The organism is Gluconobacter sp. P5B12, from assembly GCF_018812035.1.
Lineage (GTDB): Bacteria > Pseudomonadota > Alphaproteobacteria > Acetobacterales > Acetobacteraceae > Gluconobacter.
This window is the reverse complement of record NZ_JACRVV010000008.1, coordinates 16,980-34,941: the sequence shown is the minus strand read 5'-3', so window position 1 is coordinate 34,941 and position 17,962 is coordinate 16,980. Positions and strand designations below refer to the sequence as shown.

At 56.6% G+C, this 17,962-nt stretch carries 16 protein-coding genes, 1 tRNA gene and 1 pseudogene; 9 read left to right on the top strand and 9 right to left on the bottom strand.

Translation table 11 applies throughout. The annotated features are described in order from the left end of the window. Window positions 1–144: 144 nt before the first annotated feature. Window positions 145–1,050 carry an NAD(P)-dependent oxidoreductase gene (locus KP702_RS12965; RefSeq protein ID WP_202208097.1) on the top strand — a complete coding sequence of 302 codons (906 nt, stop codon included), beginning with the start codon at window positions 145–147 and terminating at the stop codon, window positions 1,048–1,050. 76 nt (window positions 1,051–1,126) lie between these two features. Here KP702_RS12965 and KP702_RS12960 read toward each other — a convergent pair whose 3' ends face one another. After that, on the bottom strand, window positions 1,127–1,771 hold the full coding sequence (locus tag KP702_RS12960) for a D-sedoheptulose 7-phosphate isomerase (RefSeq protein ID WP_202208098.1): 645 nt from the start codon (window positions 1,769–1,771) through the stop codon (window positions 1,127–1,129). Window positions 1,772–1,978: 207 nt separating this feature from the next. On the opposite strand from KP702_RS12960, the gene KP702_RS12955 reads away from it, so the two are divergent. After that, window positions 1,979–3,724, top strand: a complete 1,746-nt coding sequence (locus KP702_RS12955; protein ID WP_202208099.1) for an alpha-glucosidase — start codon at window positions 1,979–1,981, stop codon at window positions 3,722–3,724. Window positions 3,725–3,750: 26 nt separating this feature from the next. Here KP702_RS12955 and nagA read toward each other — a convergent pair whose 3' ends face one another. The 5 genes from nagA to KP702_RS12930 are packed head-to-tail and all read right to left on the bottom strand — an operon-like array spanning window position 3,751 to window position 9,348. Continuing rightward, on the bottom strand, window positions 3,751–4,860 hold the full coding sequence (nagA, locus tag KP702_RS12950; protein ID WP_215769140.1) for an N-acetylglucosamine-6-phosphate deacetylase: 1,110 nt from the start codon (window positions 4,858–4,860) through the stop codon (window positions 3,751–3,753). Beyond that, window positions 4,857–6,137, bottom strand: a complete 1,281-nt coding sequence (gluP, locus tag KP702_RS12945; RefSeq protein ID WP_202208101.1) for a glucose/galactose MFS transporter — start codon at window positions 6,135–6,137, stop codon at window positions 4,857–4,859. The genes nagA and gluP overlap by 4 nt, the downstream gene beginning before the upstream one ends. Continuing rightward, window positions 6,134–7,420: a D-tagatose-bisphosphate aldolase, class II, non-catalytic subunit gene (locus KP702_RS12940; protein WP_202208102.1), complete on the bottom strand. Its 1,287-nt coding sequence runs from the start codon at window positions 7,418–7,420 to the stop codon at window positions 6,134–6,136. The genes gluP and KP702_RS12940 overlap by 4 nt, the downstream gene beginning before the upstream one ends. Before the next feature lie 3 nt (window positions 7,421–7,423). Then, window positions 7,424–8,377: an SIS domain-containing protein gene (locus tag KP702_RS12935; RefSeq protein ID WP_202208103.1), complete on the bottom strand. Its 954-nt coding sequence runs from the start codon at window positions 8,375–8,377 to the stop codon at window positions 7,424–7,426. Between the two features lie 11 nt (window positions 8,378–8,388). Then, on the bottom strand, window positions 8,389–9,348 hold the full coding sequence (locus KP702_RS12930; RefSeq protein ID WP_237390030.1) for an N-acetylglucosamine kinase: 960 nt from the start codon (window positions 9,346–9,348) through the stop codon (window positions 8,389–8,391). 178 nt (window positions 9,349–9,526) lie between these two features. Here KP702_RS12930 and KP702_RS12925 point away from each other — a divergent pair, with 178 nt between their 5' ends. Genes KP702_RS12925 through KP702_RS12910 form a run of 4 tightly spaced genes read left to right on the top strand, consistent with a single transcriptional unit; the run spans window position 9,527 to window position 12,233 of the window. Continuing rightward, complete coding sequence (locus KP702_RS12925; RefSeq protein ID WP_202208104.1) at window positions 9,527–10,309, top strand: DeoR/GlpR family DNA-binding transcription regulator; 783 nt, start codon at window positions 9,527–9,529, stop codon at window positions 10,307–10,309. Between the two features lies 1 nt (window position 10,310). Next, window positions 10,311–10,691, top strand: coding sequence for an oxalurate catabolism protein HpxZ (hpxZ, locus tag KP702_RS12920; protein ID WP_202208105.1), 381 nt, complete (start codon window positions 10,311–10,313; stop codon window positions 10,689–10,691). A 31-nt stretch (window positions 10,692–10,722) separates the two neighbouring features. Further along, complete coding sequence (locus KP702_RS12915) at window positions 10,723–10,902, top strand: DUF4089 domain-containing protein (RefSeq protein WP_202208106.1); 180 nt, start codon at window positions 10,723–10,725, stop codon at window positions 10,900–10,902. After that, window positions 10,899–12,233, top strand: a complete 1,335-nt coding sequence (locus tag KP702_RS12910) for an AtzE family amidohydrolase (RefSeq protein WP_215769139.1) — start codon at window positions 10,899–10,901, stop codon at window positions 12,231–12,233. Before KP702_RS12915 ends, KP702_RS12910 begins: the two co-directional genes overlap by 4 nt. A 46-nt stretch (window positions 12,234–12,279) precedes the next feature. Here KP702_RS12910 and KP702_RS12905 read toward each other — a convergent pair whose 3' ends face one another. Beyond that, a complete protein-coding gene (locus KP702_RS12905; RefSeq protein ID WP_306795949.1) occupies window positions 12,280–13,845 on the bottom strand; it encodes a gamma-glutamyltransferase family protein in 1,566 nt (521 codons plus the stop codon). Window positions 13,846–13,884: 39 nt separating this feature from the next. Then, complete coding sequence (locus KP702_RS12900) at window positions 13,885–14,766, bottom strand: LysR family transcriptional regulator (RefSeq protein ID WP_202208109.1); 882 nt, start codon at window positions 14,764–14,766, stop codon at window positions 13,885–13,887. A gap of 101 nt (window positions 14,767–14,867) precedes the next feature. On the opposite strand from KP702_RS12900, the gene KP702_RS12895 reads away from it, so the two are divergent. After that, entirely contained in the window at window positions 14,868–16,103 is a 1,236-nt protein-coding gene (locus tag KP702_RS12895; RefSeq protein ID WP_202208110.1) for an allantoate amidohydrolase, read from the top strand. Further along, a complete protein-coding gene (locus tag KP702_RS12890) occupies window positions 16,100–17,326 on the top strand; it encodes an alanine--glyoxylate aminotransferase family protein (RefSeq protein WP_215769137.1) in 1,227 nt (408 codons plus the stop codon). Before KP702_RS12895 ends, KP702_RS12890 begins: the two co-directional genes overlap by 4 nt. A gap of 49 nt (window positions 17,327–17,375) precedes the next feature. On the opposite strand, the pseudogene KP702_RS12885 reads toward KP702_RS12890, so the two are convergent. Then, window positions 17,376–17,543 (bottom strand): annotated as a pseudogene (locus KP702_RS12885) (plasmid stabilization protein); the annotation flags it as partial. Window positions 17,544–17,718: 175 nt separating this feature from the next. Between KP702_RS12885 and KP702_RS12880 the strand changes: the two are divergent. After that, a tRNA-Thr gene (locus KP702_RS12880) sits at window positions 17,719–17,794 on the top strand. Window positions 17,795–17,962: the final 168 nt, after the last annotated feature.

Sequence of the window (17,962 nt, the reverse complement as noted above, 5' to 3'; positions counted from 1 at the left end):
GGGATGGCGGAATGGCCGTGCCTTCGTTCGGTGCTCAGACCCGTCAGCATGGGAGAATGATCAATGCTGCCTGTTTCGGAAAATTCGCTTCTTACGTCCTCTGACCCTCTCGGCTCTTTATGGTGGTCGGTGTGAGGGCAGGCAATGCGAATTCTTCTTACGGGTGGTCTTGGGTTTGTTGGAACCCATTTGAAAACACGCCTTAAGGACCGGATGCCCGATCATGTTCTGATCGAAGGGCAACTGAATATTCTGGACCGTGAGGCCGTAGAGCGTGTGGTACAGGACACACGGCCCGATGCCTGCATTCACCTTGCTGCCGTGTCATCGGTTCTGGAGGCCAGTCAGGACACGCAGCGTGCCTGGCAAGTCAATCTGGACGGAACGATGAATCTGGCGGAGACGTTTCAGAAACACGCCCGCCACATCCGTTTTGTCTATGTGTCTTCAGCTGAAATTTATGGTGCCTCTTTTGCGGAAGGCGTTCCCTTAAACGAAACTGCGACGGTAGCACCGTTGAATTCTTATGCGGCCAGTAAGGCGGCGGCTGATATGGCGGTAGGAATGATGGCGAAAGAGGGTCTGCACGCTGTACGGATGCGGCCCTTCACGCAAGCTGGAAGCGATCAGGATCCGAATGCCATCCTACCCTTTCTGGCCGCTCAGGTCGCTCGGGTTGAGGCGCACCAGCAGACGACCATTACGATAAACCATCCGGATGTTGGGTATGACATCACAAATGTTCGGGATGCCTGTGATGCTTATATCGATGCCCTGACGCTACCCGAGGCTCCTGCGGATGGCACGATCCTGAATATTTGCAGCGGTGAGACCAGAACGGTTCGTGCCATGTTGAATGACCTGATGGAGATGGCGGGCGTCAAAGCAGACATCTGCCTGGATTCTACGCGTCAGACACCGTCAGGACTGCAGAATATGCGGGGTGATCCGTCTGAAGCACAACGCATTCTGGGCTGGACGGCGCAGATCTCCTGGAAAAACACTCTTGAGGAAGTTCTGAACGACTGGCGCTGGCGCATCAGGTCCTGATAATTCAGGGCATGGATCCGGCGGACAGTGACCAGGATCTGTCTGCTGGGTCCATGCTCAGTTCAGTGGTGCCTGCTCAGTGCTGTTCGTGAATGGAGGATTGTGGGCACAGCGCCCGCTCAACCAGTGCGCAGACAATGTGTGCAGCTGTAATATGCATCTGCTGGATCAGTGGCGTCCATGCAGAAGGAACGCGGAGTACGAAATCCGCTTCCGGAATTTCGACCGACGTCTGGCCTGTAAAGACGATGGTTGTGACCCCTTGCGAGCGAGCAGCCTTGAGTGCTTCCACGATATTCGGCGAACGCCCGGATGTGGTGATGCCAAGGAAAACGTCGCCCTTGCGACCCAGCGCAAGCACCTGTCGGGAAAAGACGTGGTCGAAGCCATAGTCGTTGCCGATGGCCGTCAGGCTGGATGTGTCCGTTGTTAGGGCAATAGCGGCCAGTGGGCGACGGTCATACATCAGGCGGGCCGTGAATTCGCCAGCAATGTGCTGGGCATCCGCCGCGCTTCCGCCATTTCCGGCAACCAGCAGCTTTCCATCGTCCTGCAGCGCGGATGTGATGGTCAATGCAATGCCTGCCATCATTTCTGAACAGGCTTCATCTTTCGAGAAGGCCACCATCGTCTCGGCTGACTGGGTAAGATAATCCTGCATATAATTCCGTTCGGAAGCAGAAAGATCATTCAGCAGGGTGGATGTCTGGTTCGTGGACATCAGGGTCAAGAACTCCTGGAGCGCAATAGAAAGGGCGGTGGCGTAGCTCCTTCAGGCTCACCGACATGCCAGAGACACAGACTGTTTCGAGGCGCATCTGTCAAGCGACTGACTGATAAAGCAGTCTCGTTAACTTGTACGTTAAAGATTGAAACGCTTTTTCCTGGTGCGTCGTTGAAGGCTTATATCCGCGAGGAGATAGCCCGGATGTCACAGCCTTCCCCCAACGATTCCAACGCACCATTCCTGACAGCCCTTCGTGCCAGTGAAGCCAATACGCCCGACAAGAGGCGCTGGTGGAAGGAAGCTGTGGTTTATCAGGTCTATACACGGTCATTCTGTGATAGCGACGGGGATGGAATAGGAGATCTTCCGGGTCTCATCAGCCGGTTGGATTATCTGCAATCGCTCGGCGTACAGGTGATCTGGCTGGCCCCGCACTATGACAGCCCGAATGTTGATAACGGGTACGACATCCGGGATTACCGCAAAGTCGATCCCCTTCAGGGGACCATGGAAGACTTTGACCGTCTGGTAGCAGGATTAAATGCCCGGGGTATGAAGCTCATTGTGGATATTGTCGCCAACCACACGAGTGATCAGCATGCATGGTTTCGACAGAGCCGAGCCGGGCGGGATAATCCCTACCGTGATTTCTATATCTGGAGGGATGGCCGGGACAGCGGTCCGCCCAACAACTATCTGTCCATTTTTGGCGGGAGTGCATGGGAGAGGGATGAAGCGACAGGGCAATATTATTTGCACTATTTTGCCCGGGAGCAGCCCGATTTGAACTGGGAAAACCCCCATGTCCGGGAAGAAATATATAGCATGATGCGTTTCTGGCTCGACCGTGGCGTGTCTGGCTTTCGGCTGGACGCAATCTGCTTTCTGTCCAAGTTATCAGGCCTCAGAGACCTTACGCTCGCCGAAATGGAAAGTCTGGAGCATGTTTATGTCACAGGCCCCAAGGTGCATGACTATCTCCAGGAAATGCACCGGGAGGTTTTCGCAGGCCGAGATCTTCTGACAGTTGGGGAAGCTTTTGGTGTGCCCTTCGATGAGACCCCGGCTTTTGTTGCGGAAAGCCGACGGGAAATGACGATGGTTTTCCATTTCGAAATTGTCCGCCTTGGTCGCCATGACTGGCAGGTTCAGGATTGGACGATCAAGGATCTCAAAGCAGTTTTAAGCGGGGAAGATACATCTTCTGGCCCAGAGGGCTGGCTGACATCCTTTCTGGAAAACCATGATAACCCACGATCTGTCTCATGGTTCGGAGATCCTTCGCCCAAAGGGCACGGCCCATCAGCCAAGGCACTGGCAACAATGCTCCTGATGCGACGTGGGACGCCCTATATTTATCAGGGGCAGGAAATTGGCATGACGAATATCCGGTTCGATGGGATCGAGGATTTCGAGGACATCAATGCCAGGGGCATTTGGGACAATACTGTCGGTATTGGAAAAATGTCCGCAAAAGAGGTGTTGTCCAGCCTGTCAAAGATCAGTCGGGATAATGCACGAACACCCATGCAATGGGATGGAACGTCGCGTGCCGGGTTTACGACTGGTGTGCCGTGGTTTCGGATCAATCCAAATCATACGGAAATCAATGTGGCCCAGCAGGAAGCTGACCCCGGGTCCATTCTGAATTATTACCGCTGCTTGATTGAGCTTCGCGCTACGCATCAGGCGCTGATTTACGGTACATTTGAAGATGTTGATCCAGACCATCCTTCGGTCATTGCGTTTACGCGTACGCTAGAGGACGAGCAGTTTCTTGTTCTGATCAATATGTGCGGGGAAAAGGAACACTATATTCTGCCGCATGGTCTGAAAATATCTGAGGTTCTGATCGACAGCGCATTTACTCAGGCAGCGGACGTGCTACCTGAGCTGAAGCCTTGGCAGGCAGGCGTTTATCGGCTGGCACCACCCGCGGATATCTGAAGAGACGTCTGCTCAGTTAGGCAGCCTCAAAAAGTTCTTTGCCCACCAACCCAGACTTCCGCGATTTGCAGCGCGTCATCCAGAACGGTGAAATCGGCTAGGAGGTCGGGAGTAATGGTGCCCCGATCATGAAGGCCAAGATAAGTCGCTGCATTGGTGCTAACGAGCCGTGCAGCCTCCGGAAGTGATTTCCCGGCCTGCACGGCGTTGCGCACAGCCTGATCAAGAGTCAGGACACTTCCTGCCAGAGAGCCGCCGGGAAGGCGGACAACGCCGTCCTGGATCAGGACGTCCTGGCCGCCCAGACTGCTGGGGCCTTCCGGTTCACCTGTTCCCCGCATGGCATCTGTCACGAACAGGAGGCGGTCTCCCATAACGCGTGAGGCCAGACGAAAGCTGGCGGGGTGCACGTGGTAGGTATCGAAGATCATCTCTGCATACGCGGTGTCGCTGCACATGAGTGCCGTCACAGGGCCGGGCTTGCGCCCCTCAATTGCAGACATGGCATTGAAAAGATGGGTCGCACCGACGGTGCCGCCAGCTCCACAGACAAGGCAGATGGCGCGTTCGGCTCCTTCATGATCTGTGGTGGTATGGCCAAGACTGACTCTTACGCCAGCCGCTGCAAAACTGCGCATGGCACTTTCTGCATGGTCTAATTCGGGAGCAAGCGTGACCACGCGGACACACCCGGTTTCGACAGCTTCCTGAACCCGGTCAGGGGAGGGCGGAATGGCAAAGGGAGGCTGCGCACCCAGCTTGTGGGGACTCACAAACGGCCCTTCCAAATGGGCTCCATGAATGCGCGGACCGTTTTCCACCCCACGTTCACAGACTTCCGCGACGGCTCTCAGGGCATTCATTACGTCATTCCAGGGTGCCGTAATGGTTGTTGGGAGAATGGTCGTAGTGCCGTGAGACATGTGGAACCGGGACAGTGTTTCAATGGCTTCCACACCGTCCATGGTGTCGGCCCCACCGCCACCGTGAACATGTCCATCAATGAAGCCCGGAAGAATGTAACGGTTGCCAGCGTTTTTCAGCGGCTTAAGATCGTGGATATGGGTGCCGAAGGTCACGCGACCGGGGACGATCCGGTCCCGGAGTACGAGATTTCCATCGAGATGAGACGTCATTGTTTCTGGTCCAGTGGGAGAAGGCCCGTCTGTCCGTAGCGGCGAGCGTAGAAAAGAACTGCGAGATAGGATGGCAGAACGAGGAGGGCGAACATTGCCTGAAACCCGACATAAGGCTTCAGCAGGACATAGATCTGCGGAATGATCGCACCGCCGCTATACGCCATGACAATCAAGGCCGATGCCAACGGGGTCCAAGGGCCGGCACCCCGAATGGCAATTGGGAAGATCGTCGGCATGATCATAGCATTTGTGGCGCCCAGCAGAGCGACGCAAAGTACTGACGCGTAACCATGCGTCAGGAAGGCCGCAATGGTCAGGATGCAGCCGCCAATGCAGGAGAACTCAAGAAAGCGCTCCTGCGTGATGATGCGTGGAACAACGACGAACCCGGCGACATAACCCGCCAGCATTCCGGCTAGGGTCAGGGAGGTGAAGAACTTGGTCTCGCTTAGGGGAAGACCAAAGCCCTGCCCATATGTGCCGATGGCATCACCCGCCATGACTTCGATGCCGACATAGATGAACATGGCCGCAATGCCGAAGACGAGATGCGGCCGGAAAATCTTCTCACTGCTTCCGCTCACGCTTGGAAGTGGCGGAGCCTGAAGTTCCGGCAGGGGGAAAAAGATCACGCCCACGGCAGCGACTACAAGAACAACAGCCATGCTCATATAGGGCGCATAAATGGCATGGACGAAGCTGTTTAGAATGGCGTCTCGTGCTTCTGGTGTTGCAGCAAGCTGCGCTTTCTCAGCGACATTCCCGATATCGCCCATGACGACTGTGGCCAGGACGATAGGCGCCAGAATGCCGGCAAATTTATTGCAGACACCCATGATGGCAATACGCTGGGCGGCGCGTTCCGAAGGGCCCAGCAAGCTGACCAGCGGGTTGATGACGACCTGCATCAGTGCAAGGCCAGAACCCAGCACCAGAAGCCCGGCCAGTGCGCCGCCATAAATGCGCATGGAGACGAATTGCCCGAAGAGGGCCACGCCTGCCGCACATAAAACCAGTGCTCCAGACAGACCGCGACGCAGACCCAGTGAACGGGCAACAAAGGATGCGGGGATGGAGAACAGGAAATACGACAGGTAGAAGACCAGAGGCACCAGAAAAGCGCTGACGTCTCCCAGTGAGAACGCAACCCGGACGAACGAGATTAGCGGCCCGTTCAGCCAGGTCACAAAACCCATCATGAAGAAGATGGCGGCGGCAACACCAAGTGGACCAAGGCCGTATGAGCCAGTCAGGCTGTCCGGGGAACGATTCATGTCACTTCGGCTCCACAGGCCTGATCGTACAGGCCAAGAACTGTGTCGATTGCGGAAAGAATGATGTTGCGCGGATGCCGTGGAAGACGCCCATCGCGGATTTTTTCGTACTGCACCGGCAGGAACTGGCTCAGAAGCGGGTCTGGCAGCCCTGTTTCCTCAAGCTGGCGCAGAAGCGTTTCAACGGCGGCTTCCGCATCAGGTTGAGGCCAGTAATAGCGGATGCGGTCGCTGTAAGCGTAGTGACGGAGAATGGCGAGCTTGCTCTCTGTGCCTTCGTAATGCCCACGCCACTGCGCGGGCTGCTCAGTCATGATCCGTTCCATAACTACCCGCAGGCTTTTCTGCTGTGGCAGAAGGACGGAGCGGATGCTGTCCAGCCCATACAGGGCTTCACGCAGGGCAAAGGTCAGGCCCGGTCCGACTTTCAGGAGCAGGAAGCCGTCTTCCACAAGGGCGCGTAGGGCGGAAAGGGGCTGATAATCGGTTGAATGTGCCTCGAAGATCTGACCCGGCATTTGGTTCAGTATGGCCGAGAGGGACTGCGCGCGCGGCCGGTCGTAAATCACCACATCTTCCACACCGAATTCCACTCCTGGCTGAACGACAAGCCCGATCACACGGCCCCAGACATCATCGCCCAGAACCCGGCGGAACAGCGTTTTGTGAACCTGAAGTGTTGCAGTGGCAGCGTCCGGAGAGGTTGGCTCCAGATGGTCCAGAGCTTCAGCCGCACCACCCGGAACGGGGACTTCCGTTCCAATGATATAGACGGCCTGACCGGGAGCCGCGCTTTCGGCGCGCTGTGCAAGGGCGCAGGCGCGCTCGGCAACGGTTTCATCGGAAAGCGCAACCGGTTCGCCCGCGCAGCCCATGCTGGCATCGAGGTGCAGCTTTACGAAGCCCGCTTTTGCAAAGGTTTCGATCATGGTCAGGGCTTTGTCCATGGCCTTCTGCGGAGGCAGGGATTTCCATGGATTGGGCCCAAGATGGTCGCCGCCCAGCAGAACAAGATGCGCCGGGCAGCCGACCTTAGCGGCAATTCCAAGCACAAGATCCCGGAAATCTGCCGGGGTCATGCCAGTATAACCCCCATCCTGATTGACCTGATTGCAGGTCGCCTCGATCAGAACATGTCTCTTGGTCCGGGCAGCGCGTTGAAGTGCTGCCTCCAGCACCAGTGGGTGTGCGGAACAGACAGAGGTCAGGCCTTGACGTTGGGCTTTCGGAACGTCTGGATCGTGCGTCTGGCGAACGAGGTTCAGGAACGGAGAAAGGCTCATGAATCAGGCGATCGTCACAACTTTGGTCAGATGACGAGGGGCCAGAGTATCCAATCCCTTTGAGCGCGCGATATATTCGCCGAAAAGCTGAAGCACTGGCAGAACGACCAGCGGGCGAACATCTGCGCCTTCCTTAACGGAAAGAGAGACGGTGCCGGGGCCACCAATGCCGAGAACGCGTGCGCCCTTGCCGATCAGATCCTTGGCAAGAATGCTCTCTTCTTCCAGCGTGTCTGGGTGGTACAGGAAGACGACGAGAGAGCTGTTATCAATCAGGCTGATCGGGCCGTGACGGTATTCCAGTGGATGATGCGCCTCCGTCTGGCTGAGGCTCATTTCCTGAAGTTTCAGGGAGCCTTCGCGGGCAACGCCATAAAGTGCTCCAGCGCCCAGGAACACGAAATGGGAACGGCCTTCGATTAGAGCCTTGAGCTGCGGATCTGCAGCGTTAAGGAGTTCCTCGGCAGCCTCTGTTGTTTCCGGCATGACGGAAATACCCGCATAACGCAGGCCCATCAGCAGCATCAGACTGGCCGAAGCCGTCATGACGATGCCTTCTTCCGCATGGGTTTTGGCCAAGACGGTTTCGTCTGCGTTCTTCTCGAGACTGGTGTCTTCCGCGCAGGTGAAAGCTGTAACGTGCAGCCCGCTCTTTCGGCTTTCGATGGCAGCGGCGACTGTCTCAGTCGACTCTCCGCTGCGTGAAAGAGCCAGAATGTTTGGGCGGATTGAGGACGGCACATAATCCTGCGGGCGGCGTGTCCACTCATTGCCTGCGACGGCACGGGAAAACATACCATTGGCGTTCAGGCTTGCCGCGATTGAATCCGCAATATGAACAGATGTTCCACATCCCACGACGACTGTGAAAGTCTCCGGGTCCGGATGGACATCCTGCATGTCTACCTGGTTCCAGAGTGGAAACTGTTCGCGAATACCGCGCTCAGTAGCGTTCATAAGAAAACCTTTCAGGCCCCTGAGCCTACGGTGTCGAGGGTACGGGAGAGGGATTGAATCCAATGTATATCTGCGGCCCATCCGGCCTGGCGGGCAGCAGAAATGAGGCCTCCGCCAATGGGAGGGAGAAGGGGCGGGCGAGGCGCTCCGCATTGTTTTGCGATGGCATTTCGCAGGTACGCGCTTTGAAGCGTACCGCCCGCATAGCTCCAGGGAAGGTCTAATCCCGGCATTTTTCTACGCGCCGCAATGATATGCGTGGCCAGATCAGATGCAGCCTGATCCAGAAGAGCCATGGCCGGGACACAACCGTCTTCGGCCAGAACAGATACGTGACGGGCGAGAGCTGCAACGGCAGAGCGAGGATGCTCAAGGGTGCCATACCACTCCAGAAGAGCAGGCGTGCAGAGTTCCGGGCTGGATGGCAGGCCCATGGCCGCAGTGAAGGGGGCCAGGAAGCAGGCGTCCTGCGTGTTTCGACCATCGAGAATGTGCGTCAGAAGTGCCAGGGCGTTTCGGCCAATCTGGTAGGCGCTGCCTTCATCGCCAAATAGGCTCCCCCATCCACCGACCCTGCAATGTTTTCCAGCAGCATCGGAAGCCCAGGCCATGGAGCCTGTTCCAGAGAGGAGAAGAATGCCGGGCTGTCCCCCAAATGCGGCTGAGCAGGCCATATCCACGTCATTTGTGAGGGAGTATGGAATGTCTTTAAGGTTTTCGGAGACAGCATTTTTTTGCCGGGCGCAAAGCGTTTCACTTTCGCCGTATCCGGCTAGTCCAAGTCCGACAGACTGGGTCTCGGCTGGGAGTGCCTGAAGGAGGCCTGTCAGCCTCTCGCGCCAGAAGGGTTGGTCAAAAGGGTTGGTTCCACCTGTCTGCCGGCTCACGGCGACTGTTCCATCCTGACGAAGGACAACAAGGAGAGTCTTGCTGCCCCCGCCATCAATCGCTGCGATACAGGGTTCAGTCACGGCCAGGCTTTCTTTGCGGGTAGTAGGATCCTCATCTGATCAGACTAGTCAGAGGCCAGTCATGTCAAGTCATCTTTCTGAGCGAAACGTTCCGATTTCGATCATTTTATGCGTGCTTTTTGAAAAATATGGGTATGCTTCGGCGCACCGTGTCATGGCTCAGTAGGGAGAGCGTCTTTTGGCTTCTGACCGGCTGGCTCAGATCCGGCATTACCTTTACCTGAACGGAATGAGTGGTGTCCACGAACTGGCCCGACAGGTGGATGCCTCTCTTGCGACGATCCGGCGGGATCTTCAGTTACTTGAAGAGCAGGGCATTGTCATCCGGACACGCGGCTGTGCTTCCTTGACTGCTTCCATCGATCGAGAGGTCGCGTTTGAGGCGCGGGAAAATCACGCACTTGAACATAAGCGAGCCATTGCGGATCTGGCTTTTTGCCGTATCGAGCGAGGATCAAAGGTTTTCTTTGATGCCGGGACAACCGTTCTGCAGCTCGCGCGGCGTCTGCGCATTTCTCCCATGCCACTGACGGTCTTTTCCAACAATATCATGGTTTCGGAAATGCTGAGCGGTGTTGAAGGTGTCGAGACGATTCTTCTGGGTGGCAGAGTGAGGCATACCAATCGCAGTCTGGTCGGACTTTTGGCAGAGCAGGCACTGGAGAAACTCTGGTTCGATCAGGTATTTCTCGGCGCCAGTGCTGTGCAACCAGATGCGACGATTTCGACGCCTGATGAGGAAGAGGCCAGGCTCAACGCGCTTATGATGAAGCGGACGGAGACGTGCTTTCTTCTTGTGGATAGCACAAAATTTGCGCGCCACTCCACTTACAGTGTTGGGTTCCTGGATCAGGTTTCCTGTATATTTACAGACACCGATCTTGATGCCCGACAGGTTCAGTCTCTGCGAGACGAGGGGCATGACGTCGTGCTCGCAGGGCATGCAGAAGGAAAAATATAGGATGCTGAATGACCCCAAAATTCTGGCTGAGGTTTCAGGCCTGGCTGATCTTTATGAAAAAGCGTTGGGTGAAAATGATCTTCAGATACTGGATGATCTCTTCTATGCGGGGCCAGAGACGGTCCGGTACGGGGTTGGTGAAAATCTCTACGGCATCGAAGAAATCAGGGCGTTCCGGAAGCAGCGTCCAGGTGGTTCTCCCCCACGGGATGTGCTGAAACGCGTCATCACGGTTATCGGCCAGCATGCCGCCGTGGTTGATCTGGAGTTTCAACGCCGGGGCGGTTCGAAGATCGGTCGGCAGAGTCAGACATGGTTTCGTACACAGAATGGCTGGAAGATTCTGGCTGCGCATGTTTCCCTGATGGCCGACATATCCTGAAGACTGACTCTGAAGAGGCAACGGCAGCAGCATGAATCTTTTGGAAGATAACGAGATCGAGGTGCTCGCAAAGGCAAATGGCCTTGTGATACCCGCTGAATTTCATAAGGGGGTTCGGATGAACCTCGACCTTCTGCGTTCCTACGCAACCCTGATTGAGGGATTGGAACTGTCCGACAGGCTTGAACCTGCGTTCGAGTACGAACCATGAGCGGGCTTGAATTTCGCACGCTGGACATTGCTGCGCGTGTTCGAAGCGGCGAGTTATCTGCAACAGACGTAACCAAAGCGGTTTTTGCAGACATCGCCGAGCGGGATGGAGCATTGAATTGCGTCACGCGTCCCCTTACGGATCGTGCATTTGCCGCTGCCGCTGCGGTTGATTCTGCTGTTGCGGAAGGCCGTGATCCTGGCGCTTTGGCGGGTGTTCCATTTGGGATCAAGGATCTGTTTGATGTGGCCGGTCAGGTTACGACAGCGGGTTCGAAGGTGCTGGCAAATGATCCGCCTGCGACGCGGGATGCCGCACTCGTGGCACGTCTGATCGAAGCTGGAGCTATTCCTGTAGCTCTGACCAACATGGACGAATTTGCTTACGGCTTTGCGACGGACAATGCCCACCATGGCGTCACGCGCAACCCTCATGCGTCGGATCATCTGGCGGGTGGTTCGTCTGGTGGATCGGCGGCTGGGGTGGCAGCGCGCCTGTTTTCGCTTGGTCTGGGGTCCGATACCAACGGGTCCATCCGTGTTCCAGCCTCTTTGTGTGGCGTTTGGGGGCTTCGGGGAACGCAGGGGCGTTTTCCAATTGAGGGTAGCTACCCGTTTGTTGCCAGCCTCGACACAGTTGGGCCTTTTGCGGACAGTGCGGGCGGCTTGAGAGCATGTTTTGAGGCATTGGTACGGACGGAAAACGCACCTGTTGATGTTGGTGGCTTGAAAGTGGCGCGCCTGGGTGGATGGTTTGCGGAGAACATGTCCGCTTCCATGCAGGAGGCAGTAGACGCACTGGCGGCCCGGCTTGGTGCCAAAAACACGGTGGAACTCCCTGAAGTCGCGCGGGCGAGAGCGTCTGCTTTCGTGATCAGCGCCTCGGAAGGAGCAGCATTGCATCTGCATCGGCTGCGCACACAGGCGAAAGATTACGATCCGTCGGTGCGTGACCGTCTGCTTGCAGGCGCCCTTTTGCCGGCTTCCCTGATTTTTCAGGCGCATCGTCTGAGAAACTGGTTCCGCGCACGGATGCATGAGGCGTTTGCTGATGCAGATATTCTGCTGGCGCCTGCTGTGGTGGGTGAGGCACCACGCTTTGATCAGCCATTGATTGAAGTAGGGGGTAAAATGGTCTCTGCGCGTGCCAATCTGGGGCTTTATACGCAACCGCTGACGTTGGCAGGCTTCCCGGTTTTGACGATCCCGATGAAAACGGCAGGACTACCTCTGGGAGCTCAGCTTATTGCGCGCCCGGGCAGGGAAGATCTGCTGCTGGCTCTAGGGGAATCCCTTGAGCGGGATGGAACTGCCGAAACTCGATTGGTCTGAACATGAAAAGGAGGCGCTTTTCCAGGAGCGCCTCCTTTTCTTTAAGTTACCAGGCCGCCACGGACCCATCGCTGCGTGGGTCGGTAGCCCCTTCGAGGCGACCATTCGCATGCCTTACGATGGCTCCGGCATGTCCCATGATGGATGACATGCCAGGAAGCTGCTCAATCACATGTCCTGCATCCTGAAGGGCCTGAACTACGGTCGGATCAAATCCAGGCTCCAGTTTTAGCGACGTGCTTTCCTGCCCCCATGTGCGCCCCAGGAGCCAGCGGGGACGGAAAATTGCCTCCTGTAGTGGGACGCCATGTCGGGCATAGCGGCTGAAAACGGCGGCTTGTGTTTGGGGTTGGCCTTCACCCCCCATGGTTCCGTAAACCATGACGCGTCCGTCATTGAGACGCGCAGCAGCGGGGTTCAGGGTGTGGAAAGGCTTTGAGCCGGGAAGCAGGCAGTTCCAGCCAGAGGGTTTCAGACGGAATGAAGATCCACGGTTCTGCCAGAACAGACCACTTTGCGGCAGCATCACACCGGACCCAAACTCGAAATAAAGGCTCTGGATCATGCTGACGGCTATACCATTGCTATCAATGGCGCCCATCCATGTCGTGTCGCCCCACTGGGTTTCTTCCGTCCAGGGGAATGCTTCTGTCATGGAAATGCGGGCGGCCATTTCGTCCAGCGCTGACGGGTCTTGCAGAAGGGCGCGAATATCGTCTTCCGCAGTTGAGCGACCATCGATTTCGCGATTTCGGTAACGAAAAGCCTGCTTCGTGGCCTCGATCAGTCCGTGAAGGTGTTCATAGCTTTCCGGTGCGTCGCATTGTGGAAGACGATCTTCCAGCGCGAGTATCAATAGAGAGGCTGCCCCCTGTGTTGGGGGTGCCATATTATAGAGCGTCCCCATCGACGTCTGAACATCCAGCGGCGCTTTGACTTCAGCGCGATGAGACAGGAAGTCGTCCAGACGCAGGGGGCTGCCAGCGGCCTCAAGATCGGCCGCCATGCCTTTTGCCAGATCGCCCTCATAAAAACTCCGCAGACCGTGATGCGCGAGGCTTCGGAGTGTAGCCGCCAGAATAGGGGAGGTCTGAATTTCTCCTTCCTGCCAGGGAATATCGTCAGGGATGCAGAAAGACCGAAAAGCCTCGTTTCCACAAAGCTCTGCCTGCTTTTCCTTCAGAAGTGCGGCTTCGCTCTCCGAAACGACGCGTCCGGTGCTGGCATAATGGATGGCATCGCGCAGGAGGCGATCTAGCGGGAGGGAGGGCTGTTCTTTGGCACTTTCTTTCAGGGCTGCTTCCCATCCAGAGACCGTTCCCGCGACGGTATTGGCCGCCAGACCGCCCCGCCAAGGGATGACGCTGTGACCAGCCTGAGCATACAGATCCAGCGTGGCATTTCTGGCCAGCCGTCCGCAGGCATCAATCGCGATGGTCTGTCCGTTCGGATAGGAAATCAGCCAGAACGAGTCCCCGCCGAGGCCTGTCATGTGGGGGTAGACCGCAGCCAGTGCGGCGGCCGTTGCTACAATGGCTTCAATAGCTGTTCCGCCATCCTTCAGGACGTCCAGTCCAGCCTGACTTGCGAGGTGATGGGGGGATGTCACCATCCCGCGGAGAGAATTGGGCGTCTGCATGGAAAATACCCGTCAGGAAGGAGAGGAAGATTGGAGGCGGGAGATATGGTCACACAAAGTCTGGATCAGCAGCTCTTCTGGCCCCTGAGCCGTCTGATGACGTGTGGCCGCAATGAAATCGACATTCGGGACAAGCGGGAGCGAGGGCGTCTCGTAGAGGGAAAGCCCCTCAGTCTCTCGCAGAAACCCGGGTTGTGCCGTAATGCCGTATCCTGCCCGGACGGCAGCCAGAATCGCGCTCAGATTGCCGCTGGTGAACGCGATGTGCCACGGCTGTTCGGCACGGTTCAGGGCTTCGATCGCAAGGCGCCGGGTCACGCTGCCTTCAGGGAAAGTCACCAGTGGAATGGACTGGCCTTCTGTGAATGGCGTTTGCGCTGGGCCAAACCACCGTAACTCTTCGGTCCAGAGCTTTTGACCATGCGTTTCGGAAGAGCGCCGCATACCGCAGAGCAGATCAATTTCGTCATTGTCCAGAAGGCGCGTCAGGGACGCACTGAGCCCGACTGTCATTGTGATCTGAAGAGACGGATGGGCAGCGCGAAAGACACCCAGAATTTCCGGGAAACGCGTTAAGAGCAGGTCTTCCGTTACCCCCAGCCGTATGGTGCCGCGCGGTGTACCATCCCGAAAATAGGCAAACAGACTGTCTTCAACCTGCAGAAGGCGTTGCCCTAATGAGACGAGGGCCGTGCCGTTTTCCGTGAGGCGGACGGTCTTGGTGCTGCGTGCCAGGAGACGGGTGCCCAGTTGCTCTTCCAGTCGGCTGACATGCTGGCTGATGGTCGACTGACTGACACCCAGCATCTGAGCGGCAGACGTGAAATGCAGAGTTTCTGCGACCGCCAAAAACGACTGAAGATGCATGGGATCAAGGTGGGTTTGATCTTTCATGCGAATATGTGGGGTGAGTTTTATCACGAGATCAACTTGATCTGGTCCCGTTATGAGCGCAAACTTTATCCAAGATTGTACGTCCTTCTGGTGGAGACAAAATGACAGCCCACGGAGCCCGTGCCGTTCAACGGTGCCGCATTCTCGTTGAACCTCCATTCAGCGAGACGGCTGGTAGCCTTTTCCGTTACTGGCTCGGAACATCTTATCGGCATACCCTCGCTCAGGTCCAGATCTGGATGGAAGAAGCGGGTATGGATGTGCGAACGGATGCCGTGGGTAATCTGGTTGGTCGCTATGAGGGCACGAACCCAAAGGCCCCGGTTCTCCTGATTGGTTCGCATCTTGATACGGTGCGGAATGGGGGAGCTTTTGACGGCAACCTCGGGGTGATGCTGGGAATCGAGCTGGTTGCAGCCTTGAAGGAACAGGACACACGCCTTCCATTCCCGATCGAGGTGGTTGGGTTTGGTGACGAGGAAGGATCCCGGTTTCCTGTTCCCATGATCTGCTCCCGAACGATGACGGGGGAGATCAGTGCCGTTCCTCAGGGCGTAACGGATTCTCAAGGCATGACGGTTGCTGAAGCGATGCTGTCATATGGCCTGGACCCGTCGCAGCTAAAGAATGCAACGCGCCGAGCAGAGGATATTCTGGCCTTTATCGAACCGCATATTGAACAGGGCCCTTGTCTGGAAGCTGCGGATGAGCCTTTGGGCGTCGTGACCGCGATCGCTGCCCAGACCCGCCAGCGCGTCATGGTCAAAGGGCAGGCCGATCATGCTGGTACTACGCCGATGACTCTGCGCCGCGATGCACTAGCCGGGGCTGCGGAGATGATGCTGGCAGTAGAAAAGCGTGGGTTGAACGGGGCCGGAAATCTCGTGGCAACGGTTGGAGAGATGGAAGTGACGCCCAACACTTCTAACGTCATTCCCGGAGATGTCTGGTTTTCACTGGATATGCGTGCAGGCTCCAATGAACTCCGTGACGCACTGGCGGAGGGCATCAGGTCCGATATTCGGGACATTGCGAACCGGCGCGGACTAGAGGTTTCCTTTTCAGCTCCACAGAAATTGGCAGCGGCTGCTTGCTCCCCGCGAATCATTGAACGGTTCGCTTCGGCTGTTGAAACGGTGACAGGGCGTTCCGCCCCACGGCTTCTCAGTGGCGCCGGGCATGACAGCATGGCTATGGCAGGCTTCTGCCCGATGGGTATGCTGTTTATTCGCAGTCCGGGTGGCCTGAGCCATCATCCAGATGAGACGGTGCTTGTGGAAGATGTTGAACTCGCCCATCGCGCCCTGCTCGCTTTCGTCAAGGAATATCAGTCATGACTTCGTCTTTTGCTCAAATTGATCCGCCGTCGCGCCTGCTGATGGGTGCAGGGCCTGCCAATGTGCACCCACGCATTCTACGAGCCATGGCAACGGACGTTATTGGCCAGATGGACCCGGAAATGACGGCTTACATGGACGAGACCATGGCGCTGTACCGGGAAGTCTTTCAGACAAAAAACCATTGGACGCTGCTGATCAACGGTTCCGCCCGCTCGGCCATTGAGGCTGCTCTGGTTTCGCTGGTTTCTCCGGGCATGAAGGTGCTTATTCCGCGGATCGGGCGCTTTGGTCTTCTGCTGACAGAGATTGTTCACCGGTGTGGTGGCATTCCCTGCACTGTGGATGTGGAGTGGGGACAGGTCGTTGACCCCGCCGCCATCGAAGCTGCCATCATCGAACACAAGCCTGGCCTTGTGGCGACCGTTCATGGCGATACGTCCACCACAACGGCCCAGCCACTCGCAGAAATCGGTGCTATTTGCCGCCGTCATAATGTCCTTCTGTATGTCGATGCGACTGCCACGCTGGGCGGAATGGAGTTCAAGACGGACGCCTGGAACATTGATGTCGCAACTGCCGGGCTTCAGAAATGCCTGGGCGGACCGCCGGGATCTGCACCGATCACGCTGTCGGATCGTGCCGTGGAGGCTATTCTGCGTCGGCGCCATGATGAGGCGGGTATTGCTACGGGCCAGCCGCAGGGCGAGGGGCCGGTAATTCAGTCGAATTACTTCGATCTGGCGATGCTCATGAATTACTGGTCTCCAGCACGGATGAATCACCACACCGAAGCGACGTCCATGCTTTATGCGTCCCGCGAGGCTGCTCGGATCGTGGTTGAGGAAGGTGTGGATGCTCGTGTCGCACGTCATACGCGTGCTGGACGGGCCATGGTGGCCGGTCTGCGGGCGATGGGGCTGCGCGTCTATGGCGACGATGCTACGCGGATGACCAATGTGACTGGCGTATGGGTTCCGGAAGGGGTTGATAATGCCCGTGTTCGCGAGTTGATGCGCAAGGACTTTGAAATCGAGATCGTCTCGTCTTTCGGCCCACTGACCGGCAAGATCTGGCGTATTGGCGCTATGGGTGTAAATGCGCAGAAGCACAAGGTTCTGCTAACGCTGGCCGCGTTTGAGGCTGTTCTTGCAGGCGAGGGTGTCAGTCTGCCGCGTGGCGCTGGAGTTGATGCTGCCCGTGCCGCTTGGGATGCCGCCTGAAACATTTATTACCCAGATTGGGCCGGATTTAATCTTTCGGGTGTTTTTTCCGGCCTGACCCACTTTTCTTGCCGCCGCCACTTTCTTTGTTGACGGTCGCCCAAGCACGGCTTTCGGCTTCTTTCTTTGAGACGCCGTGCTTTTCGTAGTTTTCTTCAATATGTTTAGCCTGACGTTTTTGTTTGTCCGTGTAGGCTGATTTGTCTCCACGCGGCATGGTCTGTCCTCCTGAAAACAAGGTGTATGATGCCTTTACGCGTTAGCGTGGTTGGAGTTTTGCCTGATTGTGCTGTCAGATGTGACGTTTTCATAGAATGTAAGATGGTTTTCTTTCATTAAGGGCTTGCCAAGTTCAAAAGCGTTAGTTAAAACGCGCCCACCTCGATGGATGCGCCGGTGTAGCTCAGCTGGTAGAGCACGTCATTCGTAATGATGGGGTCGGGAGTTCGAATCTCTTCTCCGGCACCATCGAGGCATTCCCCCTCAGAATCAGAATAGATAAGCATGTAGGCAAACACATTCAGTGTTGTTGCAAACTGCAGCGCCTGGTTTTTTGTCAAAATATTGCCGGAAAATTTTCTGGCTCTGGGCAAATGCTCTAAAATGGGTCTACCATCCGGCATCAGATCCTGATGC